20 protein-coding genes are annotated in these 24108 nt (G+C 70.7%); 5 read left to right on the forward strand and 15 right to left on the reverse strand.

Translation table 11 applies throughout. The features are described from left to right. Positions 1-21 precede the first annotated feature (21 nt). From ACZ63D_RS07490 to ACZ63D_RS07505, 4 genes are read right to left on the reverse strand one after another with little or no spacing between them, the layout of a single operon-like run. Positions 22-636, reverse strand: a complete 615-nt coding sequence (locus ACZ63D_RS07490; protein WP_081654960.1) for a GTP-binding protein — start codon at positions 634-636, stop codon at positions 22-24. After that, on the reverse strand, positions 617-1387 hold the full coding sequence (locus ACZ63D_RS07495) for a DUF742 domain-containing protein (RefSeq protein WP_465353429.1): 771 nt from the start codon (positions 1385-1387) through the stop codon (positions 617-619). Before ACZ63D_RS07495 ends, ACZ63D_RS07490 begins: the two co-directional genes overlap by 20 nt. A gap of 7 nt (positions 1388-1394) precedes the next feature. After that, a complete protein-coding gene (locus ACZ63D_RS07500) occupies positions 1395-1847 on the reverse strand; it encodes a roadblock/LC7 domain-containing protein (protein ID WP_009075317.1) in 453 nt (150 codons plus the stop codon). Then, positions 1844-6226, reverse strand: a complete 4383-nt coding sequence (locus tag ACZ63D_RS07505) for a sensor histidine kinase (RefSeq protein ID WP_465353719.1) — start codon at positions 6224-6226, stop codon at positions 1844-1846. Before ACZ63D_RS07505 ends, ACZ63D_RS07500 begins: the two co-directional genes overlap by 4 nt. Positions 6227-7216: 990 nt before the next feature. On the opposite strand from ACZ63D_RS07505, the gene ACZ63D_RS07510 reads away from it, so the two are divergent. Together ACZ63D_RS07510 and ACZ63D_RS07515 are read left to right on the forward strand one after the other, a co-directional pair. After that, entirely contained in the window at positions 7217-7657 is a 441-nt protein-coding gene (locus ACZ63D_RS07510; protein WP_465353430.1) for a DUF485 domain-containing protein, read from the forward strand. After that, entirely contained in the window at positions 7654-9255 is a 1602-nt protein-coding gene (locus tag ACZ63D_RS07515) for a solute symporter family protein (RefSeq protein ID WP_465353431.1), read from the forward strand. The genes ACZ63D_RS07510 and ACZ63D_RS07515 overlap by 4 nt, the downstream gene beginning before the upstream one ends. A 59-nt stretch (positions 9256-9314) precedes the next feature. On the opposite strand, the gene ACZ63D_RS07520 is transcribed toward ACZ63D_RS07515, so the two are convergent. The 5 genes from ACZ63D_RS07520 to ACZ63D_RS07540 form a co-directional block, all read right to left on the reverse strand. Further along, complete coding sequence (locus ACZ63D_RS07520; protein ID WP_465353432.1) at positions 9315-9665, reverse strand: DUF3817 domain-containing protein; 351 nt, start codon at positions 9663-9665, stop codon at positions 9315-9317. 26 nt (positions 9666-9691) lie between these two features. Further along, the gene (locus ACZ63D_RS07525) at positions 9692-10057 is read right to left on the reverse strand and encodes a hypothetical protein (RefSeq protein ID WP_465353720.1); all 366 of its coding nucleotides are present in this window, start codon (positions 10055-10057) and stop codon (positions 9692-9694) included. 501 nt (positions 10058-10558) lie between these two features. Beyond that, a complete protein-coding gene (locus ACZ63D_RS07530) occupies positions 10559-11491 on the reverse strand; it encodes a lytic transglycosylase domain-containing protein (protein ID WP_465353433.1) in 933 nt (310 codons plus the stop codon). Positions 11492-12136: 645 nt separating this feature from the next. Further along, positions 12137-12619 (reverse strand): hypothetical protein, encoded by a 483-nt coding sequence (locus ACZ63D_RS07535; protein WP_037713183.1) that lies wholly within the window; start codon positions 12617-12619, stop codon positions 12137-12139. Positions 12620-12957: 338 nt separating this feature from the next. Then, on the reverse strand, positions 12958-13125 hold the full coding sequence (locus tag ACZ63D_RS07540; RefSeq protein ID WP_465353434.1) for a hypothetical protein: 168 nt from the start codon (positions 13123-13125) through the stop codon (positions 12958-12960). 196 nt (positions 13126-13321) lie between these two features. Here ACZ63D_RS07540 and ACZ63D_RS07545 point away from each other — a divergent pair, with 196 nt between their 5' ends. Further along, the gene (locus ACZ63D_RS07545; protein WP_465353435.1) at positions 13322-13843 is read left to right on the forward strand and encodes a GNAT family N-acetyltransferase; all 522 of its coding nucleotides are present in this window, start codon (positions 13322-13324) and stop codon (positions 13841-13843) included. A gap of 145 nt (positions 13844-13988) precedes the next feature. Here the strand turns inward: ACZ63D_RS07545 and ACZ63D_RS07550 are convergent, their stop codons facing one another. Continuing rightward, positions 13989-15131: a CaiB/BaiF CoA transferase family protein gene (locus tag ACZ63D_RS07550; RefSeq protein ID WP_465353436.1), complete on the reverse strand. Its 1143-nt coding sequence runs from the start codon at positions 15129-15131 to the stop codon at positions 13989-13991. Positions 15132-15210: 79 nt separating this feature from the next. Next, positions 15211-16362 carry an acyl-CoA dehydrogenase family protein gene (locus tag ACZ63D_RS07555; RefSeq protein WP_037809891.1) on the reverse strand — a complete coding sequence of 384 codons (1152 nt, stop codon included), beginning with the start codon at positions 16360-16362 and terminating at the stop codon, positions 15211-15213. A gap of 98 nt (positions 16363-16460) precedes the next feature. Between ACZ63D_RS07555 and ACZ63D_RS07560 the strand changes: the two genes are divergently transcribed. Both ACZ63D_RS07560 and ACZ63D_RS07565 read left to right on the forward strand, forming a co-directional pair. Beyond that, entirely contained in the window at positions 16461-17069 is a 609-nt protein-coding gene (locus tag ACZ63D_RS07560) for a TetR/AcrR family transcriptional regulator (protein ID WP_465353437.1), read from the forward strand. Between the two features lie 67 nt (positions 17070-17136). Further along, positions 17137-18747, forward strand: a complete 1611-nt coding sequence (locus ACZ63D_RS07565; protein ID WP_465353438.1) for a succinic semialdehyde dehydrogenase — start codon at positions 17137-17139, stop codon at positions 18745-18747. A gap of 60 nt (positions 18748-18807) precedes the next feature. Here ACZ63D_RS07565 and ACZ63D_RS07570 read toward each other — a convergent pair whose 3' ends face one another. The 4 genes from ACZ63D_RS07570 to ACZ63D_RS07585 all read right to left on the reverse strand — a co-directional run bounded on the left by ACZ63D_RS07570 (position 18808) and on the right by ACZ63D_RS07585 (position 23799). Beyond that, entirely contained in the window at positions 18808-21822 is a 3015-nt protein-coding gene (locus ACZ63D_RS07570) for a helix-turn-helix transcriptional regulator (RefSeq protein ID WP_465353439.1), read from the reverse strand. A gap of 468 nt (positions 21823-22290) precedes the next feature. Beyond that, entirely contained in the window at positions 22291-22497 is a 207-nt protein-coding gene (locus ACZ63D_RS07575) for a hypothetical protein (protein WP_465353440.1), read from the reverse strand. Between the two features lie 185 nt (positions 22498-22682). Then, entirely contained in the window at positions 22683-22886 is a 204-nt protein-coding gene (locus ACZ63D_RS07580) for a DUF397 domain-containing protein (protein WP_465353721.1), read from the reverse strand. Positions 22887-22899: 13 nt separating this feature from the next. Further along, complete coding sequence (locus ACZ63D_RS07585; protein ID WP_465353441.1) at positions 22900-23799, reverse strand: helix-turn-helix domain-containing protein; 900 nt, start codon at positions 23797-23799, stop codon at positions 22900-22902. Between the last annotated feature and the right edge of the window lie 309 nt (positions 23800-24108).

Genomic DNA, 24108 nt, shown 5'->3' on the forward strand with positions numbered 1-24108 from the left:
CAACCGTGACCCGGTTTCCGCTTACTGGTGCGCTTTCGCCGCGCGCAACGCGATCCACTGCCGCATCGCGTACTCGACCAGCGTGATCAGCGTCTGCTTCGTCGATTCCCGCTCCCGGGCGTCGCACCGGACGATCGGGATGCTCGCGTCGATCGACAACGCCTCGCGCACGTCGTTGATGTCGTGCTCCAGCACGCCGTCGAACGTGTTCACCCCGACGATGTAGGGCAGCCCGCGGTCTTCGAAGAAGTCGATCGGCGCGAACGAGTCCGCCAGCCGGCGGGTGTCGGCGAGCACGACCGCTCCGATGGCGCCGCGCACCAGGTCGTCCCACATGAACCAGAACCGCTGCTGCCCGGGCGTGCCGAACAGGTAGAGGATCAGGTCCGCGTCGAGGGAGACGCGGCCGAAGTCCATGGCGACCGTGGTGGTCGTCTTGTACGGGGTCTGGTCGAGGTTGTCGATGCCCCGGCTGGCGTCGGTCATCATCGCCTCGGTGGTGAGCGGAACGATTTCCGACACCGAGCCCACGAAGGTCGTCTTGCCCGCTCCGAAGCCGCCCGCCACCACGATCTTCGCCGATGTCATGGTCGGGGGTGCGGTTTCCCGCGGTGCCTTAAAGCCGACGGAGTCCACTCAAAACCCTTTCCATCAACATCAAGTGTGCTTCGGCGCCGTCCTGGCCCGAGATCGTCCGGTGCACGGTGACGAGGCCGGCGTCGGCCGCGTCGCTGATCAGCACCCTCGCCACCCCCAGCGGCACCGACAGCACCGCGGCGATCTCCGCCACCGAACGCGGGGTCCGGCACGCCTCCATGATCGAGATGCTCTCGATCTGCTCCGCCGCCGCCTGGGGGAAGCCCCCCGCGGCGACATGGTCTTTGGTGGAGATCAGAGTCTCCAGTTCGAGCGCGTAGTTCGCCCGCGTGCGCCCGCCGGTGAGAGCGTACGGGCGCACGATCGACGTCTCCTCGGCCGGGTCCACCCGATCGTGGCGCTCGGGCCGGACGATCGCCGACGGCATCGAGAACTCGCCGCTCGGCGGTCCCGGGTCGAAGAGCCCGCCTGGTCTGGGGCCGTCGGAGTCCGTACTGCCCGGTGGAGAGACGAGAGAGGTCACACCATCTCCTTGGTCGGCCGGCGGCACGGGTGCCGGCGGCGGGTCCGCTGCCGCGTGCGCTCCCGCGGCGGGCGGCGCTGGGGACTGGGATTCCTTCTTTTCTTTGCCGCTCTTCTTCCGTTTTCTGCGCGAGCGGCCCGAATCCAGGCTGAACCCGTTGAGGACGTCGGCGAACGTGCCGTCGTCCCCGGCGGCGGGCTCCTCCCCGCGCGGGGGTTCGCCGCCGGTACCGGGCTCTTCGCCGAACAATCCGGACCCCTGGCTCATCGCGCCATCATCCCACCGGTTCGCCGATCAGCGAGCCCCCGGCTCCCTGCAGCTGCGCGCGCAGCTCGGGGGTCAGGATCTGGCCGACGCGGTCGACGAGCATCGTCATCTCGTAGGCGACCTGCCCGATGTCGCAGTTGGGCGCGGCGAGGATCGCCAGGCAGGAGCCGTCGCTGATGGACATCAGCACCATGATGCCGAGTTCCATCTCGACGACGGTCTCGCGCACCGCGCCCGCCTCGAAACAGCGGGCGGCGCCCTGGGTGAGGCTGACGAGCCCGGACGCCACGGCGGCGAGCTGGTCGGCGCGGTCGAGCGGCAGCCGGTTGGAGGCCGTCAGCAGGAGACCGTCGGCCGACACGACGACCGCGTGCGCGACGCCCGGGACGCGGTCGGCGAAGTCGTTCACCAGCCAGCCGAACTGGTTCTGCTGCGGCTGGGCCGCATTCGGCGAGGTCATTCACCCTCCAATGTTTCGTGGTTCTTCTCAGCGGCCTGCGCGGTGCGGTGCCTGCCGCGCTGGATCCCCTGCTGGAAACTGCTCAGGCGACCGCGCACGTCGTGCGCGTCGCGGGACGGACGGGGGCTCGCCGACCCGGCGGGCGGCGGTGCGCTGCCGGGAAGTAGCTGTTCTCCTCGGCGGCGCCGAGGCAATCCTGCCGAAGTGAAGGAAGCGGGTGCCGACTGGGACACCGACTGGACCGTCCGCCAACCTTCGTCGGAACCGAAGTTCCACTCGGCGGCGCCTTCGGCGGGAGTCGTGGAGGGGCTTGCCGAACCGTCCGAACCGGCAGGAGCCGACGGTGCCGCCGGGGTCCCCGCGACGTCCGGTCCGGTGGACTGCGGCGCCTGCCCCGGCGCCAGCGGTTGTCCCCACAGCCCGGTCTGCCCGGGAGTCCCGGACTGGCTTGGGAGGCTCTGGCCGGGCACCCGGGTCTGCCCCAGTCCCCCGGCCAGCCCTTGCGCCGAAGCCGTCGAGGCCGGGGCTTGGTCCGGCGTCGCACCAGACTGGCCCGGAAGGCTCTGGCCCGGAACCCGGGTCTGACCCGATCCCCCAGCAAGACCCTGCGCCGAAGCCGAGGTCTGGTCCGGGAGGCTCTGGCCGGGCACCCGCGTCTGGCCCAATCCCCCGGCAAGACCCTGCGCCGAAGCCGTCGAAGCCGGGGCCTGATCCGGCGCCGCACCGGACTGGCCGGGGAGTTTCTGGCCCGGTCCCTGAGCCTGATCCGCTTCCGTGCCGGGCTGCTCCGCCTTCTCCGCCGCCTGGCTCGGCGCGGCGGCCGAAGCCTGCGCGGCGCGCCAGGTCGTCAACGGCGAAGCCTGGCCCGGATTCTCGGCGGGCTTGTTCCAGAACGAAGTCTGCTCCGTGCCCGGCGACGCGTCCGCGCTGTCCGTCTTCTCCGGTGCCGCGGTCTGGCCGTTGGCCGAAGCCTGGGCCGCGGGAGCCTGCCCGGTTCCGGAGACCGCCGCTTCGAGCCCGGCCACGGCCGCCGGGACCTGGTTCGGGTCGGCGGTCGGCGGGGCGGGCGGGAGGCTGCTCGCGCCCTTGCGCCGGGTCGGCAGGCTGTCCGGCTTGTCCGGCCGCACGGTCCGGTTCGGTTGCGGCGCGGGCAGTTCCGTGCGCGCGGCGGGTTCCTGGCGGGGCCAGCCGCCGTCCGGGTCGAACGCCGGGGGCACGGCCGGGACGGGAGCGGTCTCGTCCGGCGAGTCCGCGTCCGCGGGCCGTCCGCCGAACCCGGCGGGCGCGTCCGTCCCGCCGAACAGGGAGGCCGAACCCGCGGTGCGCTGCGGCATCCCGCCGGGACGGTTCTGGTCCGCGGGAACGCCGAACGCGCCCGCGACCGTCTGCCGCCGCCGGAGCGCCGCGTCGTGAGCGCGCGCCCGCTCCTGCGTCGTGCTCGAGGTGTCCGTGGCGTTCGAATCCGCAGTGCTGCCAGTAGTTTCCGCCGCGGTCCCGCGAACCTCCTGGCGGCCGCGGGTGACGCCGCGCTGGAAGCTGTTCAGCCGGCCCCGCACGTCCGCCGGGTCGCGGACCGGGAGGTCCAGCAGGCCCTGGGGACCGCTGCTCGGCGTTTCGGCCGCGGGAGCCGCCGGTTCCGGCGTGGCGCTGCCCGGCATGAGCTGTTCGCCGCGACGCCGGCGGGGCAGGCCCGACTTGGTGAACGCGGTCGGCTCCACTTGGGACAGTGCCTGCACCGTCCGCCAGTTTTCGTCGCTCGCGAAATCCCAGTTCCGCTGCTGCTGTTCGGTCTCCGCTTCCGGTTCCGCGGCGGCTTTGCCGGACGCGGACGCGGCGGCGGGCGGCTGCGCGGGCGAACGGAACCAGGCCGACAGCATCTCGTCGAAGATCGGCGTGTTCTCGATCGTCGTCTCGGCCGCGGACGGCGGCGGGACCTCCGGAACCTGCTGTGCGGCCTGGTTCCACCAGTCGCTCAGCGTCGTCGCGTTGGCCGCGGAGAAAAGGTCCTTGCCCGAGGGCAGTTCGCCGTCGCGCTCGTCGCGGGTTTCCGCGGACGGCTCCGGTTCGGGCTCCGGCCGAGGCGGCGGGACGTCGAAGGTCTGCGGCAGCTTCGGAGCCGGGGCGGGCGTCTCGTCGTCGCGCGGGATCGGGCTGAACAGCGCGGTGCCGGAGACCTCGAGGTCGGACGGCGGACGCGCGACCTGGTCGCCGGAGAAGCCCGCGAGATCGCCCGCCGAGGGCCAGCGCTGCGTCTCGTCGGAGGTGCCCTGCTGCGGGACGAGACCCGGCACGGCCGATCCGTTGGCCGGACGCTGGCGCCGCGGCAGTCCGCCCGGCGCGGCGGGCGGGGCGGCGAGGCTCGCCTGGGGACCGGGCAGCTGCCCGGGTTCGGACCGGTCGCCCGGTATCGTGGCCAGCCCGGTCATCACCAGTTCCGGCGGCACCACCACGGTGGCCCGGACGCCGACGATGTCCTTGCCGCCGTGCAGCGAAACGCCGATGCGGTGGCGGCCGGCGAGGCGGCCGACCACGAACAGGCCCATCCGGCGCGAGGTCGCGAGGTCGACCGAGCCCGAGTCGGTGAGGCGGCCGTTGGCCTCCACCACCTCGTACTCGTTCATGCCGATGCCCTTGTCGAGGATGTCGACGTTGAGCGAACCGTCCTCGGCGAGCCGCGTCGCGACCGTCACCTGGGTTTCCGGCGCGGAGAACGCGGTCGCGTTGTCCAGCAGCTCCGCGATGAGCCGCTGGACGTCGCTGGCGGCGAACCCGACGATCTTCACCGCGGGCGGGTGCTGCACCGAAACCCGTTGGTACTGCTCGATTTCCGACACCGCGGCGCGCAGCACGTCGTGCGTGGCGACCGGCTGCCCGGAACGGCGGCCCGGCTCGGCGCCGGAGAGGACCATCAGGTTCTCGTTGTTGCGCCGCATCCGGGTGGCGAGGTGGTCGAGCTGGAACAGCGTGGCGAGCTGGTCGGCGTCCTCCTCGTCGCGCTCCAGCCGCTCGATCAGCTGCAGCTGCCGCTGCACGAGGCTCTGGCTGCGCCGCGACAGGTTGACGAACACGCTGGAGTAGCCGGCGCGCATGGCGGCCTGTTCGGTCGCCAGCTTCAACGCCTGGCTGTGCACCTTCTCGAACGCCCGCGCGACCTCGCCGACCTCGTCCTGCACCTGGAGGGGCACCGGCTCGACCTCGACGCTCTGCGCGCGGCCCTCCTGGATGTTGCGGACCGCCTCGGGCAGGTCCTTCTCCGCGACCTCCAGCGCCGAGCGCCGCAGGACTTTCAGCGAGCGCAACAGCTGGCGGGCGATGACGAACACGACCGCGGCGGCCGCGGCGAGCGCCGCGAACAGCAGCACGGCCAGCAGACCGGCGCTGCTGCCTGCGTCCTCGACCAGCTGGGACGACGCCGCGGTGAGGTCGGCGCTGATCCGGCCGGAGACGTCGGCCAGCTGCGCGGTCACCGCGTTCGAGGCGTTGTTCCACTCCTGGGCCGAGAGCCGCTTGAGCGCGTCGTCGGTGGAGACGCCCTGCCCGCCGAGCACGGTGCCGAGCATCCGCTTGCGGTCGTAGGAGGTGTCCGGCTTGATCGTGCTCTCGAAGTCGAGCCGCTGCGGTGCGGTGGCGGCGGCGTTGAAGTCGGCGACCCGGTCGTCGAACCGCAGTTCCGCGTCGCGCACGTCGCTCAGCTGTTGCGGGGTCAGCGTGCCCGCCGAGATGCCGTAGGCCACCAGGGATTGGGTGACCGACACCTGTTCTTTGGCGGCTTCGAGGTCGTGCAGCGCGCTCGGGGTGCTGCCGAGCGCGTCGGCGCTCGCGCCCGCCGACACCGCGGTGTCGGCTCCGATCAGCGCGGTGGTGACGGCGTTGTAGTCGCCGACCGCCTCGGCCGCGTTCAGCAGGCCCGCCCCGACCTGCTGGCGGATCACCGCGATCTCGTTGACCTGCGCGGTCGCCGAGTTCACCGCGCCGGACACGCTCGAGCCGTCGGCCCCGACCCGGGCGGCCGCCTCGGTGAACGGCGCGACCGCCGCGTCGGTGGCCGCGCGGGCGGCCTTCAGTTCGGGGGTGACGCCCGAGGTGCCCGCGATGAGCTGGGCGGCGGTCTGGGTGCGTTCGCGCTGCAGCCCGTCGGTGAGCGCGCGCAGCTGGGTGCTCAGCGCGACGAGCCGGTCGATCCGCTGGTAGTCGCTCGACCGCGAGACCTGGCCCGCGATGGCGGTGATGCCGAGGACGAGCGCGAGCACGATGGGGACGATGGTGACCGCGGACAGCTTGACCGGCAGGCTCCAGTCCCGCCAGCGCAACGCCGCGCGCCAGCCCGACGACCAGCGCGGCCGCTTGGGCGGGCGGCCGAGCAGCTTCTCCACAGGCACTTGGCCTTCTCCTGCAACGGTCACGAAAGTGACTCCCTGTCCGGCGTCGTGGCGGCCCGTCGGCGGTCCCCTCGGCTCTCCGCGCTCCCGGTGCGCAGTGCGCTCCCGGCGCGGAATGCCGCGGTCCGCCTGCCCGCGCGTCCGATCGCGGGACACGACCGGGCCGATCCGTCACCGGCCCGGGAGACGATCGGCTTCCCGGGACTATGCACGTGCACGACGCAACTTGCGGACTGCACGGCGGTGGTCGAGATCAACTTGTCTGTGCCTTATCGATCGCTGCGGGCGGCTGGGGCCAAAGAATCGTACACCAATCGCCGCCGGTGTTATTGCGTTCCGCATCGGGGTGCTGACCTGGGAAAATAGGCGGCCCGGACAAACTCGGAGCCGGGGATTCGGCACGGAACGCCCGGCACGGGAATTCCGGTTACCCGGCGCTCTCGGCTCCGGCGTCCGGCCGTCACCCGATTAGCCCACACAGGGTAAGCAGCACCCTCGATGGGACTACGCTCCGTGCCCCCATCGGGTGGGCGCCCCCGGAAGTTGAACCCGATGTTGTGGAGATGCAGCGACGCGCCGCTCGACCCGGTGATTTTTGCCAGCCTCCCTTCCCAGCCTGGGAATCCCCGCCCGGAAGCCGGCCTGCCCGCCGAAACGGAGCGGCCGCCCCGCCCGGCGGCTACGACCGGTCACCGTAATGGATCTTGACCGGCCCCGTCACTCCGCCATCTGCCGCAACCCGGCGAAAACCGGCGACTTTCCGTGACATCGGCGCTCACTATTCCGAGTGATCAGCCTGTGATCTGCCCGGACGCGCCGTTTCGCGCTATTTCCCGGGCGAAAAGGAATTTCCGGCGCCCTCCCGAACCGGCTTTTTCCGCGTTCCGGCGCCGTCGTTACTATGGCCGCCTCCCAGTCCGCAAGGGCGATCCGGGCGCTTTCCCGAGCACTGCCCGCCGCCATCCACCGCGCAAGTTGCCGGAGGCAGCCATGCACAACGTCGCGCGCACCACCGGGCCGGCCGCCTCGGCCGAGGACACCGGCCAGATGCCCGCGCTGTTCGACCGCGAAGGAGGCGGCGCCGCCCCGCGCGGCAGGCGCCGCAAGCCCGGTCCGGACTACGAGCAGATCCAGCGCAGCCCCCAGTTCCGCTCGCTGCGCGGCCGCTTCCGCCGGTTCGTGTTCCCGATGAGCATCGGGTTCTTCGCCTGGTACCTCGTCTACGTCGTGCTCGCCGCCTACGCGGGCGAGTTCATGAGCACGCCGGTCTTCGGACTGGTCAACGTCGGCATGCTGCTCGGCCTCGGCCAGTTCGTCACCACCGCGGTCATCACCGCGCTGTACGTCCGCTTCGCCGACCGCGAGATGGACCCGCGCGCCGCCGAGATCCGCGCGCAGGCCGCCGCTGTCCCGGAAGGAAAACCTCAGTGACTACCGCTTCGCTCGCCGAAGGAGTTTCGGCGAGCAACCCGCTGATCAACACCGGGGTGTTCGCGCTGTTCGTCGCGATCACCCTCTACGTGGTCTACCGCGCGGGCAACCGCCGCTCGTCCACGTCCGGCTACTACACCGCCGACAGCGCCTTCACCGGCAGGCAGAACGGCGTCGCGCTGTCCGGCGACTTCCTGTCCGCGGCGTCGTTCCTCGGCATCGCCGGCGCGATCGCGATCAACGGCTACGACGGCTTCCTCTACTCCATCGGCTTCCTCGTCGCGTGGCTCGTCGACCTGCTGCTGCTCGCGGAGCTGCTGCGCAACACCGGCCGCTTCACGATGGGCGACGTGCTCAGCTTCCGGATGAAGCAGCGTCCGGTGCGCGCCGCGTCGGCCACCTCGACGCTGGTGATCTCCTTCTTCTACATGCTCGCGCAGATGGCGGGCGCGGGCGGCCTGGTCGCCCTGCTGCTGGACGTCCACTCCAAGTGGGGCCAGGCGCTGGTGATCACCGTGGTCGGGCTGGTGATGATCTCCTACGTGCTGCTCGGCGGCATGAAAGGCACCACCTGGGTGCAGATCATCAAGGCCACCATCCTGCTCACCGCGGCCTCGCTGATCACGGTGTTCCTGATGGGCAAGTACGGCTTCAACTTCTCGAACCTGCTGCGCGCGGCCGCCGACCACAGCCCGATGGGCAAGGACCTGCTCTCCCCTGGCGGTTCCTACGGCAAGAACGGGACCACGAAGCTCGACTTCGTGTCGCTTTCGCTGGCCCTGGTGCTCGGCGTCGCTTCGCTGCCGCACGTGCTGATGCGCTTCTACACCGTGCCGAACGCCCGCGAGGCGCGCCGCTCGGTGGTGTGGGCGACCGCGTGCATGTTCGTGTTCTACCTGTGCACGCTGGTGATCGGTTTCGGCGCGGCGGCGATCGTCGGCCCCGACGAGATCAAGGCCGCGCCCGGCGGCGAGAACTCGGCCGCGCCGCTGCTGGCCCTGCACGTCGGCGGCACGGTGCTGCTCGGCATCATCTCGGCGGTCGCGTTCGCGACGATCCTCGCCGTGGTGGCCGGGCTGACGCTGACCGCGTCCGCCTCGTTCGCGCATGACGTGTACGCGAACGTCATGAAGCGCGGCAAGGCGGATCCAGAGGACGAGGTCCGGGTCGCCCGGCTGACCGCGGTCGTGATCGGCGTGTTCGCCATCGTCGGCGGCATCCTCGCCAACGGCCAGAACATCGCGTTCCTCGTGGCGCTCGCGCTCGCGGTGGCGGCGTCGGCGAACCTGTCGACCCTGCTGTACTCGCTGTTCTGGAAACGGTTCAACACCACCGGGACGCTATGGAGCATCTACGGCGGGCTCATCGCCTGCGTCGTGCTGGTGCTGTTCTCGCCGGTGGTGTCGGGCGCTTCGGACTCGATCTTCCCGAGCGTCGACTTCCACTGGTTCCCGTTGAAGAACCCGGGCCTGGTGTCGATCCCGGTGTCGTTCCTGTGCGGTGCGATCGGCACGTTCGTCGGCCGCTCGAAGAGCGATCCGGCCAAGCACGCGGAGATGGAGGTCCGGTCGCTGACCGGCATCGGCTTCGGTTCCTGACCCCCTGGCACGAAAAAACCGCGGCCCCGAGTTTTCGGGTGCCGCGGTTTTTTCGCTGCTCAGAAGATGTCGCGGCCAGCCTGCACGCGGTGGGTCACCCGGCGCTCGACGACGAAGGACACGAACGGGACGCATCCGGCCAGCAGCACCAGGACGGTGCTCTTGATCGACCAGCGGGCCTTGATCGCGAGGTCGATGGTGAGCACCAGGTAGATCATGTAGAGCACGCCGTGGATCGGCGAGTACACCTGAGCGGGCGTGGCGTTGCCGAAGCCGTACTCGATGATCATCGTGGCGCACAGGGCGAGCAGGCCGACACCGGTCACGTACGCGCTGGCCCGGAACCGGGTCAGCGAGCCGGACACCTTCGACTGGCGAGCGGGGGCGGCACCGTCGGTGCTGGTCGTCATGGGAGCGTCCTCACTTCCGCGGGCGTTCAGGACTGCTGGTCGCGGGCGTTGAGCTCGCGCAGGTAGCGGTTGTAGGCGGCGAGCTCGTCGTCTTCTTCGTCGACGGCCGCGGCCGGTCGCGGTGCGGGCACGCGGACCGGCGCCGGGGCGGGTGCCGCCTGCTCGCCTTGCCCGGCGGCTTGCTCCTCGCGTTCGCGCAGCTTCTTGATGCGCCAGAACATGAACGCGGGGAACAGCCCGAAGAGCGGCCATTGCAGCACGTAGCCGAGGTTCTGGAAGGTGCCGGTGGCGGACGTGAACCGGTCCCACTGCCACCAGGCCAGCCCGCAGCACAGCGCCAGGCTCACGACGCTCGTGGCGACGATCAGGAGCCGTCGCCCGAGCGGGGACACGGCCGGGCCGGGATCTGCGGGCACGGTATCGACGCTAGCACTGGCCGGGGAACGCGTTGCTGAGAGGCGGCGAGGTCGTGACCGGGGCCCCACCTGGCGCGGTCAGCCGCCTCATGCCACATCGGGGTGCGGCGGGCGAGGTCGCGACCGAGGCACACCGGCGCTCCGCTGCTCGCCCGGGCAGCAGGGCGCTGTCTTGTTCTCCCGCACGCCGCTGAGTCCGGACGGCGGTTGCCCGGCTCGGTCAACCGCCCCAATGCCACATCAGAGTGCGGCAGGAGAGGCCGTGACCAAGGCCCACCCGGCGCTCCCCTGCTCGCCCGGGCAGCAGGGCGCTGTCCTGTTCTCCCACACGCCGTTGAGCCCCGGCTGCCCCTGCCCGGCGCGGTCAACCGCCGGGCGAGGTCGTGACCGGGGACCTTGAGGGAAGCCCTGTCCGTGAAGGTCCCCCTCACGACCGGGCCGGGGAAGCAGCGGCGACGTGCGGCGAAGGCTCGGGCGTCAGCCCGCTTGCACCTTCTGCGCCGCCTTCGCGTAGCCGTCGGCCAGGCCGAAGACCTTCTGCGCGTACTCCGTCGAGTTGTTGTACGACAGGATCCCCGCCCACCAGCCCGCCGGGCTGGCCATGTCGCGGCCGCCCGCGCACAGGTAGCGCGCGGCGGTGAGGGCGGCGTCGTCGATCTGCTGCGGGTCGGCGCGGCCGTCGCCGGTGGCGTCGGAGGCCCATTTCCGCCAGGTGCCCGGGATGAACTGCATGGGGCCGACCGCGCGGTCGGCGACCGGGTCGCCGTCGAGCTGGCCGCCGTCGGTGTCGCTGATCGCGCGGACGCCGGAGGAGCCGTCGAGCGGGACGCCGATGATCGGCTTCGAGGGGCGGCCGTCCGCGCCGAGGACCGCTCCGCCGTACTGGCCGTGGTTGGACTCGATGCGGCCGATGCCGGCGAGGGTCGCCCAGGAGATGTGGCAGCCTCGGTCGACCTCGCGCATCGCGAGTTCCGCGTTGCCGTACGCGCGCACCGCACGGGCCGGGATGCCGGTGACCGGCGCGACCTTGTCCGCCCAGGCCTGCAGCGGGTCGCCGCCGGTGGGGCGCGCCGACTGCGGCGCGGTGCCCTGGTCCGCCGCCCCGCCCGCGACGACGGCGTTGACCGGCGCGATCGAACCGGGTTTGACGTCGACCGCCTTGACGCTCAGCGCCGGGATGTCCGTCGTGGTGGGACTGGCTTCCGGGGCGGCCGCCCTGGTGACGATCCAGACCCCGCCGCCCGCGACCGCGAGCACCGCGACGACGACGGCGAGCCGCACCGCGAGCGCGGCGCCGTGGCCGCGACGGGCGGGCGAGGGGGCGGCAGCGGGAGCCGCGGTCTCGTCCCCGGTCGGCGCGGTGTCGGGGGTCTGTCCGGTGGCGGGCACGAAACTCCGGTCCTCCAGCATGGCTTGGGGTTCGCAACACACAACGAGCCCGCGCAGGTTAGCGTTACGCGCACATCGCCATGGGCCCCGCCACGCCGGTTCACCCGGCCGGGTAGTCGAGGTTCCGTCAGGTGGACGGCCGACGCGGCACAAAGCAACTCGCAGCTTGCCCGCAGACCTTTCGCCGACGAGTCATTTGTCCTGTTCGTGGCCCGGACGAGGCTGTCCAGCCGGTGTCGCAGCTCGTTCACGCCGCGATGAAAACTGTCGAGGTCGGCGCAAGCTGCTGCAGCACTTGGCCCGCGACGACGTCGCTCGGGGGAAAGCGCTCCAACGCGCCATAACCCGCCTGGTGAGCGCCTTAATCGCGCTCAGCCCGCAGCGACGCGGTCAGCGCGTGGACTGCCGCCGACCAGTTCGACGCAGCGCTCGGATTCTTCGTGCGAACCTGGCTCAGCAACTCCTGACGCCAGGTCGGCAATCGGCATCTGACCTCGCCTAGTCCGCGGCCTCGCCGAAGAATCAGCGTGCTCGCGAACCTGAGCGGCGAAGGAGAGAGCGAGGCCCGGCCAGCCGCTTCGCCGTGTTGCCTGGCCGATTCACCGACCAGGCAACACAGCTGTCAAACAGGCTTCCAGGCGGAGAACACCCCGGTCCAGCGAACGATCAGGCAGGCTTCTGCTGCCGTGCCAACCGCGCGACGCACCACGCGGGCGCGCTGCCGCGGCGGAGGTGCTGCAGCACGGTCATCGGGCCGAGCCGCCGGGCCAGGTCGGACGGCGCGAGACCGGCCGCCCGGTAGTCCAGGGCTCGCTGGTCCAGCGGGCTGATCCCGGCGTCCCACCACTGCTGCGCTTCGGCGACGTCGCCCACCATCTGCCACCAGCCGGCGGCGGCGACGAGCAGTTCTTCCGGGACCTCCGGCAGCCGGGCGCGCATCGCGTCGAGGTAGCCGGGGTCGGCGGCCTCGACCGGGGCCCAGCGGGCGGGTCCGGACCGGGCGCGCTGGCCGGGGATGCCGGGCGGAGCGGCCGGCGCGTCGGCCAGCCAGGCCGAGGCGATGCGGTCGACCTCCTGCTCCTCAGGGGTCTTCTCGCGCTCGGCCGACCACTGCCGGATCAACGCGTCCACTCCGGGATCTCCGGTCATCCCTGCCTCCTCATCGGTCCCCGACGGGCAGGCGTTTCGACCGCCTGCCCCGTTGCGCGTCCACGATTGGCTCCCCACGCGTGACCGGGCCGAATACCCGCCGTGACCCGGTTCCCGGGGGACCGGAGAACCGGCTGATCACGCAATGTGAGCACCGTAGGGCGGCACCTGCTTTCTCCGCCATACCCCGGACCCCGGAAATTCCGTGACCAGGCGATTTCAGGGGCCAATCCACCCGGATGGTCGAGCGAAGTGCCCGAATCCCGGGATCCGGTGACGATGCGTGACTAGTTGGCCGGACGGCGCGCGGAAGCGGCCCGGCGAGCGAGAAACCCGGGTCAGGCGAAAAGGCTCTTGAAGAAGGTGACGATCGCTTCGGCGCCCTCCTTGAGGCCGCCGAGCACGCGGTGCACGAAGGCCGCGGAGTTGGTGGGCTGCGTGATCAGGAAGAACAGCACGAGCGCGACCACTCCGACGACGATGATCTTCTTCAGGCCGCTCGACATGGTTTCGTCCCCTCCGCTCCCCCGGCGCCCGGTCGGGAGCCGGCCCCGCCTCGGCAGAGTCGGTTCCCACTCTAATGACGACCCGCCGGGATGGCCCGTCGCAGGCCCGGATCCCAGCCAGAAGGCTCACGGCCGGGTGACCCCGGTCACCATCGGGTGAACGGGGTCCGGCGGGCGCCCCCGGTACGCTCCGGCGATGGACGACGGCGCAGTGACTCTCCGCCCGGTGCGCGAGTCCGATCTCGGTCTGCTGGAGGCGCTGACCAACGACCCGGAAACGGTCGGCGAGCACCAGTGGTTCGGCTGGCACGACCCCGGCTACCTCGGCCGGCTCTGGCGCGAAAACGGCATGCTGACCACCGACAACGGCATGCTCGTCCCCACGCTCGACGAACGCGCGCTCGGGCTCGTGTCCTGGCATCGCACGCGGACCGGCCCGCACACCTACTGCTGGAACATCGGCATGGTCCTGCTGCCGGAGGCGCGCGGACACGGCCTCGGCGCGCAGGCGCAGCGGGAACTCGTGCGCTACCTGTTCGCGCACACGCAGTTCAACCGCGTCGAGGCCAGCACCGAGGTCGGGAACCGGGCCGGACAGCGTTCATTGGAGAAGGCCGGGTTCACCCGCGAAGGGATTCTCCGCGGGTTCGACTTCCGCGACGGGCAGTGGCGCGATCACATCCTCTACTCGGTGATCCGTTCCGATCTGCCGCTGTGACGGTGTTCGCGGCGGCAGATCGGCGCGAACAGCCTCGTCCGCGCCGACCGGCCTAACGGCTCGGGCGGGCATTCGCACGGAGCGATCAGCCCCGCGCGAATGCCGCCCTGCCGACCGGTCCGCGCCGATCTGCCGTTGTGAGCGTTCAGCCGATCGCTCCGGCCTCCTGCAGCGCCGTGACGCCCGCGGCGTCGTAACCCAGCTCCGCCAGCACTTCCGCGGTGTCCGCGCCCTTCTCGTGCGGAGCTTCCGGCGTGGCGGCGGGCGTCCGGTCGAATCGCGGCGCCGGGGCGGGCTGCACCGTGCCGCCGATGTCCACGAACGTCCCGCGCGCCGCGTTCTGCGGATGCTCGGCGGCCTCCCACGGCGAAAGCACGGCGGTGAGACACGCGTCGGTGCCGTCCGCCCGCGCGACCAGTTCGTCGCGCGTGAACCGGCCGACCGCTTCCTCCAGGATCTTCCGCAGCCGCGGCCATTGGCTCTGGTCGACGTGCAGGGGCAGGTCTTCGTTCTCCAGCCCGAGCACCTTGACCAGATCGGCCCAGAACCGCATCTCGATCGCGCCGATGGCGACGTATTTGCCGTCCGCCGTCTCGTAGGTGTCGTAGAACGGGGCACCGCCGTCGAGCAGGTTTTCGCCGCGCTCCCCCGGCCACACGCCGGCCGCGCGCATCCCGTGCAGGCTCGTGGTCAGCAGCGCCGCGCCTTCGACCATCGACGCGTCCACGACCTGCCCGCGCCCGGACGTCGTGCGCTCGTGCAGTGCGGCCAGCACACCCATCGCGAGCATCAGGCCGCCTCCGCCGAAGTCGCCGACCAGGTTGAGCGGGGGCACCGGACGTTCGCCCGCGCGGCCGATCGGGTCGAGCGCACCGGCGACGCCGATGTAGTTGATGTCGTGCCCGGCCGCCGACGCGAGGGGGCCGTCCTGGCCCCAGCCGGTCATCCGGCCGTACACGAGCCGCGGGTTGCGGGCGTGCACCTGCTCCGGCCCGATGCCCATCCGTTCCGCGACCCCCGGGCGGAAGCCTTCGATCAGCACGTCGGCGCGTTCGGCCAGTTTCAGCACCAGTTCGACGCCCTCGGGCGTTTTCGTGTTCACCCCGATCGACCGCCTGCCGCGGGCGAGCGGGTCGTTCGGGATGCCGAGCACGTCGGCGCCCGGGGTGGCGCGGTCGACGCGGACCACGTCCGCGCCGAGGTCGGCCAGGATCATGCAGGCGAACGGAGCCGGCGCGAGCCCGGCCAGCTCCACCACCCGCAGCCCGGCGAGCGGACCTTGTTTCACGGGAAAATCCTTTCTCCGTCGGACACCTGCGGCGCAGCCGCTCCGTTGAGGGTGGCGGCGGGGCGGCAGCTGGGGAGATTCAGAGCGTGCGGGAGATGATTTCCTTCATGATTTCGCTGGTGCCGCCGAAGATCCGCGAGATCCGCACGTCCGCCCAGGCCCGCGCGATCGGGTATTCGGTCATGTAGCCGTAGCCGCCGAACAGCTGCAGGCAGTCGTCCACGACCTTGTTCACCCGCTCCGTGGTCCACAGCTTCGCCATCGCCGCGCCCTGCACGTCGAGTTCGCCGCGCAGATGCCGTTCGATGCACTGGTCGAGGAACGCGCGCGACACCGCGGCTTCCGTCGCCGCCTCGGCGAGCTTGAACTTCGTGTTCTGGAAGTTGAAGATCGGGCGGCCGAACGCCGTGCGTTCCTTGGTGTAGTCGATGGTCAGGTTCACCGCGGCTTCGAGCCCGGCCACCGCGGTCACGGCGATGATCAGCCGTTCCTGCGGCAGCTGCAGCATCAGCTGGATGAAGCCCTGGCCCTCGGCGTCGCCGAGCAGGTTGGCGGCGGGCACGCGGACGTCGTCGAAGAACAGCTCGGCGGTGTCCTGCCCCTTGAGCCCGACCTTGTCGAGCACGCGGCCGCGGCGGAAGCCCGGCGTGTCGGTCTCCACCACGATCAGCGACACGCCCTGCGCGCCGGCGTCCGGGTCGGTCTTGCACGCGACCACGACGAGATCGGAGTGGAAACCGTTGGTGATGAACGTTTTCGCGCCGTTGATCACGTAGTGGTCGCCGTCGCGGACCGCGCGGGTCTTGATGTTCTGCAGGTCCGAACCAGTGCCCGGTTCGGTCATCGCGACCGCGCCGACCATCTCTCCGGTGGCCATCTTCGGCAGCCACTCGCGCTTCTTCTCTTCCGACGCGTACGCCAGGATGTAGTGCGCGACGATTCCACTGTGGACAGTGACGCCCCAGGCGCTGTCCCCGGCGCGGGCCTGCTCCTCGTACAGCACGGCCTCGTGCGCGAACGTGCCGCCGCCCCCGCCGTATTCCTCCGGGATCGACAGGCACAGCAGGCCGAGTTCGCCCGCCTTGGTCCAGATTTCCCGGTCGAGCTTCTTCTCCGCCGCCCAGCGCTCCTGGTTCGGCACGAATTCCTTCTGCAGGAACGACCGGGCGAGCTCCCGGAGGTCTTCGAGTTCGGTGGTGCTCCACGAGCTCTTCTGGATCTGCAACGGCACGGCTGGGCCTCCCGCGAACTGGAAAACATGACGCTTGGCAGGTAAGTTCTGAGCGGAATGTACATCCCATCCGTACGGCAGGTAAAGCAGGAGCCGCGATGACTGAGGTCGCCCGGGGACACCGCACCCAGGCCGAACGCCGCGAGCAGACGCGCACCGCCCTGCTGGACGCGACGATCGAGTGCCTGGTCGACATCGGCTACTCACGCACGTCAGTGCAGGAAATCTGCACCCGCGCAGGCGTCTCGAAGGGCGCGGTGCAGCACTACTTCGCCACCAAGGCCGAACTGATGGCAGCCGCGGTCGAGCACCTCACCACGAAGCTGCGCACCCAGCTGGCCGCCTCGCTCGGCTCGCTGCCAGGCGGCGCGTCGGGCGTCGCAGCGGCGATCGACCTGCTGTGGGAGGGCTATTCGGGCACGCTGTCGACCGCGGTCACCGAGCTGTGGGTGGCCGCCCGCACCGACCCCGAGCTGCGCGCGGCGATCCGGCCGGTGGACCGCGCGCTGGGCCGAGCGACACTGGGGCACATCAGCGAAGTCGCCGGTGAGCTGCCGAAAGAGCGTGCGGAGATGCTGTTCTGGCTCACCGTGAACCTCACCCGCGGCCTCGCGCTGGACGCCGAGCTGGGCGGCGACCCGCGACGCCGCCGTCAGCTGCTGGAGGAGTGGAAGCGGATCGCCGTGCTGCTGTATTCGGGCGACTAGTCTCCATACCGCCGGTATGGTGTACTCGTCGGTAACACCCGGCCCCGCACGGAAGAAGGTGCGCTCGATGACGAGTACGACCCCGGCGAACCTCACCGGCCAGCCCCTGCCCGCGACCGTCGGCGGCGTGGCAGGCGCTCCGTCCGCGGCCCGCGCCGCAGCGCTGGTGGCCCGCGTGACCGGCGGCGCCGACAACGCACCAGTGCAGATGACCGCGCCCTTCACCGGGCAGCCGATCGCCTCGCTCCCCCAGGCCGACGACGCCGAAGTCCGCGCCGCGTTCGCCTCCGCGCGCGAGGCCCAACGCGAGTGGGCAGCGCTGCCGGTAGCCCGGCGGCAGCAGTTCCTCATCCGCCTGCACGACCTGGTTCTCGCGCGGCAGGCGGAAGTCCTCGACCTCGTCCAGGTCGAAGCAGGCAAGGCCCGCATCGACGCGTTCGACGAGGTCAGCGCCACCGCACTGGTCGCGGCCTACTACGGCAAACACAGCGCGAAGATTCTGTCGCCGCGACGCGCCCCCGGTGTGATCCCAGGCCTGACCCGAGCAGGCGAACTGCGGCACCCCAAGGGTGTCGTCGGAATCATCTCGCCCTGGAACTACCCGCTCGCGCTGACCGCGATGGACGTCTTCCCCGCACTGGTCGCCGGAAACGCGATAGTGCAGAAGCCGGACAACCAGACCGCGTTGTCCGCGCTGTGGCTGCAAGAACTGGCCGAGGAAGCCGGACTGCCCGCTGGGCTGTGGCAGATCGTGCTGGGCCGAGGCTCGCAGATCGGCGACGCGCTGCTGGAGGAATGCGACTACCTGTGTTTCACCGGCTCCACCCCGACGGGCAAGAACCTGGCAGGCCGGATCGCCCAGCGCCTGACTAGCTATTCGCTGGAACTGGGCGGCAAGAACCCGATGATCGTGCTGCCAGACGCGGACATCGCCAAGGCCGCCGCAGGCGCGGTCACGGCATGCTTCTCGTCAGCAGGCCAGCTCTGCGTTTCGGTGGAGCGCATCTACGTGCACGACAGCATCCGCGAAGAGTTCACCCGCGAATTCGTGGCACGGACGGCAGCCCTGCGCCTCGGCGGCTCCCTGGACTACCACGCCGGAATGGGCTCGCTGACCTCGCAAAGCCAACTGGAAACCGTGTCAGCGCACGTAGAAGACGCCCGAGCGAAGGGTGCCCGAGTACTCACCGGCGGACGACCACGGCCGGACCTCGGACCGCTGTTCTACGAACCGACCGTTCTGACGGACGTACGCCCGGGAATGACGCCCTTCGCTTCGGAAACCTTCGGCCCAGTGGTGTCGATCTACGGATTCAGCGACGTCAACGACGCCATCGAGCAAGCCAACGACACCCCGTTCGGACTGAACGCAAGCGTATGGACCCGAAACGGCCGAGCAGGCTGGGAAATCGGCGCCCGCCTGAAAGCAGGCACGGTGAACGTGAACGAGGGCTACGCGGCAACGTTCGGAACAGTCGCGGTACCCATGGGCGGCATGAAGGAATCCGGTGCCGGGCGGCGAAACGGCGCTGAGGGCCTGTTGAAGTACACGGAACCGCAGTCGATCGCCGTGCAGCGCGGCCTGGCTTTGCGCCCGCCCAAGGGAGTGCCGGGCTCGATGTGGGCCCGGTTCATGACGGTCAGCATGAAACTGCTGCGGCGGCTGCCCGGCCGGTGAGGTGTCCGTGAGGGGAGTCCGCGCGGACGCTGAGTCCCTCAGGGGTTCCCCTCACCGCCCTTACTCCGGCGCGGTGAGCAAGCCTCGGTCGTAAGCGATCGCGACAGCTTCCGCTCTCCGACTAGCCCCCAGCTTCGCCATCACCCGCGAAAGATGCACACTCACCGTCTTCTCGCTGATGTACAGTTCCTCCCCCACCTGGCGATTCGTACGGCCGAGCGCGACCCGCTCCAGCACATCCCGCTCCCGGTCAGTCAGCGGATTCACCTGCTGCCGCACCGGTGCCGCCGCCTCCACTCCAGACAACTCGACCCGGGCCCGATGCGCCACATCCCGCACCGCGTCCCGCAACGGCACCGCATCCAGCTTCACCGCGACCGAATGCGCCGCTTCCAACGCTTCCGCCGCGCCCGGCCGCCCGGTGGCCAGCAACGCCTCCGCCTGCCGCCACCGGCACACCGCCTGCTCATAGATCGCACCGTAGGAATACGCCTCAGCCGCCTCGGCCCACAGGTCCGGATCCGCGGGCCCCTCCAACCCGGACGCGGCAGCCTCCATCCGGGCCAGCCAAGCCCGCCCCTCCGGCCCCATCGTCCCGGAACGAGGCTGCCCCTCTGCGGCACAACGACGGCCATGCTCCAAAAACCGCCGCCCAGCAGCCACAAAGCCCTCCGCCGCGGCGTGGTCGCCCCTGGCCCGGGCCTCCGCGGCCAACGCGACCGCCGACGGAATCGCCAAGGCCACGATCCGAATGCCGCCCAGCAAAGCGGTCTGGACCTTCTCCAGCCACGCCACCAATTCGTCGGCGACCCGCAGCGCCTCCGCATGCTCCCCACGCCAGGCAGCCAATTCGATCGCGGCGTCCCCCGCCGCCAGCGCGATCTGCAGATCCGCCATCCACTGCTGCCGAAGGCGGGGCATCGCCTTGGCCGCGTCCTCGAACCGCCCACGACCGACCAGGAACAACACCCAGTTGGCCAGAATCCGAGCCGCGACCGCGCTGGACACGCCTCGTCTCGCGCGTCCCGCAGCGTCTTCCTTCGGCCAGTCTCCACTCAGGTAGCGCAGGTAGAGCAGCCGAGCGCGCAACTCCAGCCCGTACGTGCTCCAGGTGAGCCCGGTTTCCTCCGCCCGCGCGACCCCGCGTGCGGCATGGGCGAGCGCGAGGTCCATTTCGGCCTGGTCGTCGTAGCTGAGGGCAAGGAAGTACATCGCCCGGATCTCGACGTTCAAAGCCCCCGCGTCGTGCGCCTTACGCTCGGCTTCGCGCAAACGCTCCCGGGCTTCGTCGGCATCCCCCGCACTGTCCGCGAGCGTGCCGAGCGTGACCAACGCCGACGCCTCGGCCCCCACCGCGCTGACCGCCCGTGCGTCAGCGACCGCGGTATGCGCGCTGGCCAAGGCCTCGGCAGGTTGATCGCGCAACCGCTGAAACCCAGCCCGGGAAGCCAATACCCAGGCCCGCGCCCCGCTCGGTTTCCGATCAGCGACCAGTTCCCAGGCCCGCTCGATCGCCCGAACCGCCTCGTCGAACGTGCCTTCCAGCGTGAGAAGCGTTTCAGCCAGCCGACGCCAGACTTTCGCCGCGTGCTCCGGCGACGCGTCCGGTTTGAGGGCTTCGGTGGCTGAACGCGCGTACGCCACCGCGCGCTCTGGCTCGCCCGAAGTGCCCGCGAAGTACGAGGCCTCGCTGAGCAGTTTCAGTTCGTCGACACCCTCCGGGCGGTTCTCCGGGGCCACGGCGTCCCAAATGGACTGTGCTTGCTCGATGTGCCGCAAAGCAGCACCGGGCGCGCCAAGCTTTTCCGCCTCGTCGGCGGCTCGCAGCAAGGCGGACAGGGCGGTGTCGAAATCCCGGCTTTCCAGGCTGTGGAAGGCGAGCTTCGCGTCGTGGCCACGACCCTGCGGCATCGACTTGATCCGCGCGGCGTATCCGGCGTGCATCCGCGTGCGCTCGCCGGGAAGCAGGTCCCCGTACACCGCTTCCTGCAGCAGGGCGTGGCGGAAGGTGTAAAAACCGCGCTCGATGACCAGGATGTGGTGCTGCACGGCTTCGCGCAGCGCCTCGTCCAGCTCCAGGTCGCCGATGCCCGCCACTTGCGCGAGGGCGGCGTGCGACACCGATTCGTTGGCCACCGAGATGACGCGCAGGACCCGCCGCGTTTCGGCCGGGAAGCGTTCGAGCCGGGCGAGCAGGACTTCGGCGAGCCCGGCGGGAAGATCCCGGCAATCCGCACCGGTGGCGAGCAGCTCTTCCACGAAGAACGGATTGCCCTCGGATCGCTCGGCGATGTCCGCGATGATGTCCGGCGACAGCGGTTCCTCCGCCAGCGCCGCGACGAACGCCCGCGCGTCGGCCGGGCCGAACGGGGCCAGCGAGAGCTGCTCCACCGTGTTCAGCCGGACCAGTTCGGACAGCAGGCCGCGCAGCGGATGCCTGCGGTGGACGTCCTCCTCGCGATAGCTGCCCACGACCAGCAGCCGCTGCGCGCGCAGGCGGCTGAGCAGGAAGGACAGCAGATTGCGGGTGGAGGAATCCGCCCAGTGCAGGTCTTCGAGCAGCACGACCACCGGCTGCTCCTGGCCGACCTCGGTCAGCACCCCCAGCACCGCGTCGAACAACTGGAGCTGACCCAGGTCCTGCTCAGGCCGCACCTGCCGGACGCCCTCGCGCTCCCCTTCCGAAACCTGCCCGTGGTCGCCGGTGGCCGCCGGCCGCGGATCGCCGCCCTGCGGCAGCAGCATCCCGAGCGCCGACCGCGCCCGCACCGCGGCCGCGATCGCGGGATCGGCCGACGATCCCAGCGGAGCCAGCGCCTCGGCGAACGGCAGGTAGGGCAGACCGCCGTCGCGCACGTCGATGCACCGGCCGGTGAGCACCAGCCCGCCGCATCCGGCGACATGTTCGCCGAGCGCGGTGAGCAGGCGGGTCTTGCCGACCCCGGCGTCGCCCGAGATCAGCACCGCACCCGCTTCCCCGCGTTCAGCGCGCGCGAAGGCCGCGCGCAGCCGACGCATCTCTTGCGTGCGGGCGACGAGCGGAATACCGGAACCGAGACGAGGCACGAGATGCATTCTCACCTACACCCCCGACAGTTCCGGCATGGATTTGCTCGTGGCGGCCGATTCGGCCAGTGATCTCCGTCCGATCGACGGGCGGGACCGCCGAGGATCGCGGGCTTCTGGACGGAAGGGCCAGGCAACTCGCGAGGCTGGGCGGCCCTTGGCTCACTTTTCCCGCAGAGGTCCGTGAGGGTGCCCCTCACAGACGTCTCGTTCGTGCTGAGCACGGGAGACTTCACTCCGGCAGGCGAGACGACGCCGATTAGCGCCGATCCCGGTCCCGTCAGCCGGTTCCGCTCCCCCTTGCCGAAGCAGAGAGAGGCCGCCCGGCGAGCGAAACGGCCTCCAACGCCGTTCGGCGGGCACCGGATCCGTCCGGCGCCCGCCGCGGTTCCGGCGGGCGGAGCGGCCGCACCGGAACCCCGTGTTCCGGTCCGTCCGCCCCGCCCGACCCCCTTGCCGTCCCCGGCCCCGGAAGGCTCAGGCGTGATGTCGCGCCCGGGCCTCCGGTACTGTCGCCGTGCGCCTTTCCTGGCGAGGCACCTCGACGTTCGTGATGCGGTGCGCCCGCACCCAGCGGACCACGCGGTTGCCCCGGGCGAGGCGGGCCTGGCGGGCGGCGCGGCGCAGTTCGGCCATCCGGTAGTCCACCTCGGCGCGGGTCGCGTCCCAGTTGTAGTCGCTCATCGTGTTCTCCCCAGCGGGTCGTCGTTCCTTGATGACGTCCACTTTCGTGCTGAGGGGCCGCCCCGGGCATCAGGTGATCGCCTACACCCCGGCGCGAAAAGACCCCTTACCCGCGCTTTCGACTAGGGATGTCCTGGTCGAGCGGGGTAAGGGGTCTCAGTGCAGCGATCAGTCGAGCGAACGGGTCAAGCCTGGCCCTGGCCGTCGGCACGCACCGCGTCCAGCAATGCCCGCCAGCCGGCGGCGGGCAGGCGGAAGGCTCCGCCTTCGGGGTCTTTCGAGTCCCGCACCGCGGCGCCGCCCGCGACGAAGGCGACCTCGACGCAGTCGTTGCCGCCGCCGCTGTAGCTGCTCTTGCGCCACTGGGCCCCGGAAAGGTCGGCCATCATGGTCCCCACATCCTCACTGTCTCGGGTTGGTGTTCCTCGGTTCCTGAACCGCGGCGGCCTGTTCGGCGAACCGGCCGGCCGCGTCGGTGATCAGCGCCACCGAATCGTCCGGTTTGAGCGCTGCTGCGCGCAGGTGGTCGAACATCAGCGCGTAGCGCCGGACGTCGTCGGGCTGTTCGAGGTACAGGCCGCTGGAAGTGCTGTCGTCGACGTAGACCACGTCGGGATCGGCCTGCTCGGGGAAGCCCATGATGAGGAACGGTCCCTCCATGCCGGGGTGCGCCCCGGCTCCGAACGGCACCACCTGGACGGTCACGTTCGGCTTTTCGGCCATCGCGGTCATCCGGAAGAGCTGTTCGGCCATCACCTCGGCGCTGTCGACCACGCGGTGCAGCACCGCCTCGTCGATCACCGCCCAGTATTCGACCGGCGGGTTCTCGGTCAGCAGCTGCTGGCGCGCCATCCGGGCGGCGACCCGGCGGCGGGTCTCGGCCTCTTCGGCGTCCGGGCGCAGCGCGCGGATCACGGAGAACGCGTAGCGCTCGGTCTGCAGCAAGCCCGGGACCAGCAGCGCCTGAAAAGCGCGCAGCGAGCTCGCGTCGGCTTCGAGGCCGACGAAGGTACCGGTGAAGACTTCGTTGTACGCGTGCCACCAGCCGCGTTTGCGCGCTTCCCGCGCCAGCTGGACGAGCGCCTCCTGCTCGTCGCCGGTGATCCCATACAGCGCGAGCATGTCGCGCGCGTCGCGCGGGGTGACGCCGACGTGACCGGTCTCGATGCGGCTCACTTTGGACGCCGAGCACTCCAGCTTCTCGCCGACCTCGTCGATGGTGAGATCGGCGGCTTCGCGCAGCCTTCGCAGCTCGCTCGCGAGGCGCCGGCGGCGAACGGTCGGTCCCTGGCCTCTCGCCACGGCAGCACCTCCGGTCCGTATTGTTGCCCGCACTGCATATCTAACCAGGTGATCGACTTGTCAGTGGAGTAATAACACCGGCGAATTCCCGGCGGCTCGCCGGGGGCCGCCGATCGCTGGTTCCGCCGTGCTCCGACCTGCATTGTGCAGACTGCGCTTGTACTCTGGCATCCTGCGGGCCAAGACGCGAATCCAGCCGCGCCGACGGGCCCTGAGCAGCGTAGACGACGACTGTCCCCGGCTATTCGCGGACACCGCGGGAAAACGGACGACCACGGTGTCCGGGACCGTCCCCCGACCGGTCCCGGG

The organism is Amycolatopsis sp. NPDC104775, assembly GCF_055583325.1.

Bases quoted from the DNA above. Each gene is read 5' to 3' on its own strand.
- ACZ63D_RS07495 (WP_465353429.1), bottom strand. From the start codon at position 1,387: ATGAGCCAGGGGTCCGGATTGTTCGGCGAAGAGCCCGGTACCGGCGGC.
- ACZ63D_RS07500 (WP_009075317.1), bottom strand. From the start codon at position 1,847: ATGACCTCGCCGAATGCGGCCCAGCCGCAGCAGAACCAGTTCGGCTGG.
- ACZ63D_RS07510 (WP_465353430.1), top strand. From the start codon at position 7,217: ATGCACAACGTCGCGCGCACCACCGGGCCGGCCGCCTCGGCCGAGGAC.
- ACZ63D_RS07520 (WP_465353432.1), bottom strand. From the start codon at position 9,665: ATGACGACCAGCACCGACGGTGCCGCCCCCGCTCGCCAGTCGAAGGTG.
- ACZ63D_RS07530 (WP_465353433.1), bottom strand. From the start codon at position 11,491: ATGCTGGAGGACCGGAGTTTCGTGCCCGCCACCGGACAGACCCCCGAC.
- ACZ63D_RS07535 (WP_037713183.1), bottom strand. From the start codon at position 12,619: ATGACCGGAGATCCCGGAGTGGACGCGTTGATCCGGCAGTGGTCGGCC.
- ACZ63D_RS07540 (WP_465353434.1), bottom strand. From the start codon at position 13,125: ATGTCGAGCGGCCTGAAGAAGATCATCGTCGTCGGAGTGGTCGCGCTC.
- ACZ63D_RS07545 (WP_465353435.1), top strand. From the start codon at position 13,322: ATGGACGACGGCGCAGTGACTCTCCGCCCGGTGCGCGAGTCCGATCTC.
- ACZ63D_RS07560 (WP_465353437.1), top strand. From the start codon at position 16,461: ATGACTGAGGTCGCCCGGGGACACCGCACCCAGGCCGAACGCCGCGAG.
- ACZ63D_RS07565 (WP_465353438.1), top strand. From the start codon at position 17,137: ATGACGAGTACGACCCCGGCGAACCTCACCGGCCAGCCCCTGCCCGCG.
- ACZ63D_RS07570 (WP_465353439.1), bottom strand. From the start codon at position 21,822: ATGCATCTCGTGCCTCGTCTCGGTTCCGGTATTCCGCTCGTCGCCCGC.
- ACZ63D_RS07575 (WP_465353440.1), bottom strand. From the start codon at position 22,497: ATGAGCGACTACAACTGGGACGCGACCCGCGCCGAGGTGGACTACCGG.
- ACZ63D_RS07580 (WP_465353721.1), bottom strand. From the start codon at position 22,886: ATGATGGCCGACCTTTCCGGGGCCCAGTGGCGCAAGAGCAGCTACAGC.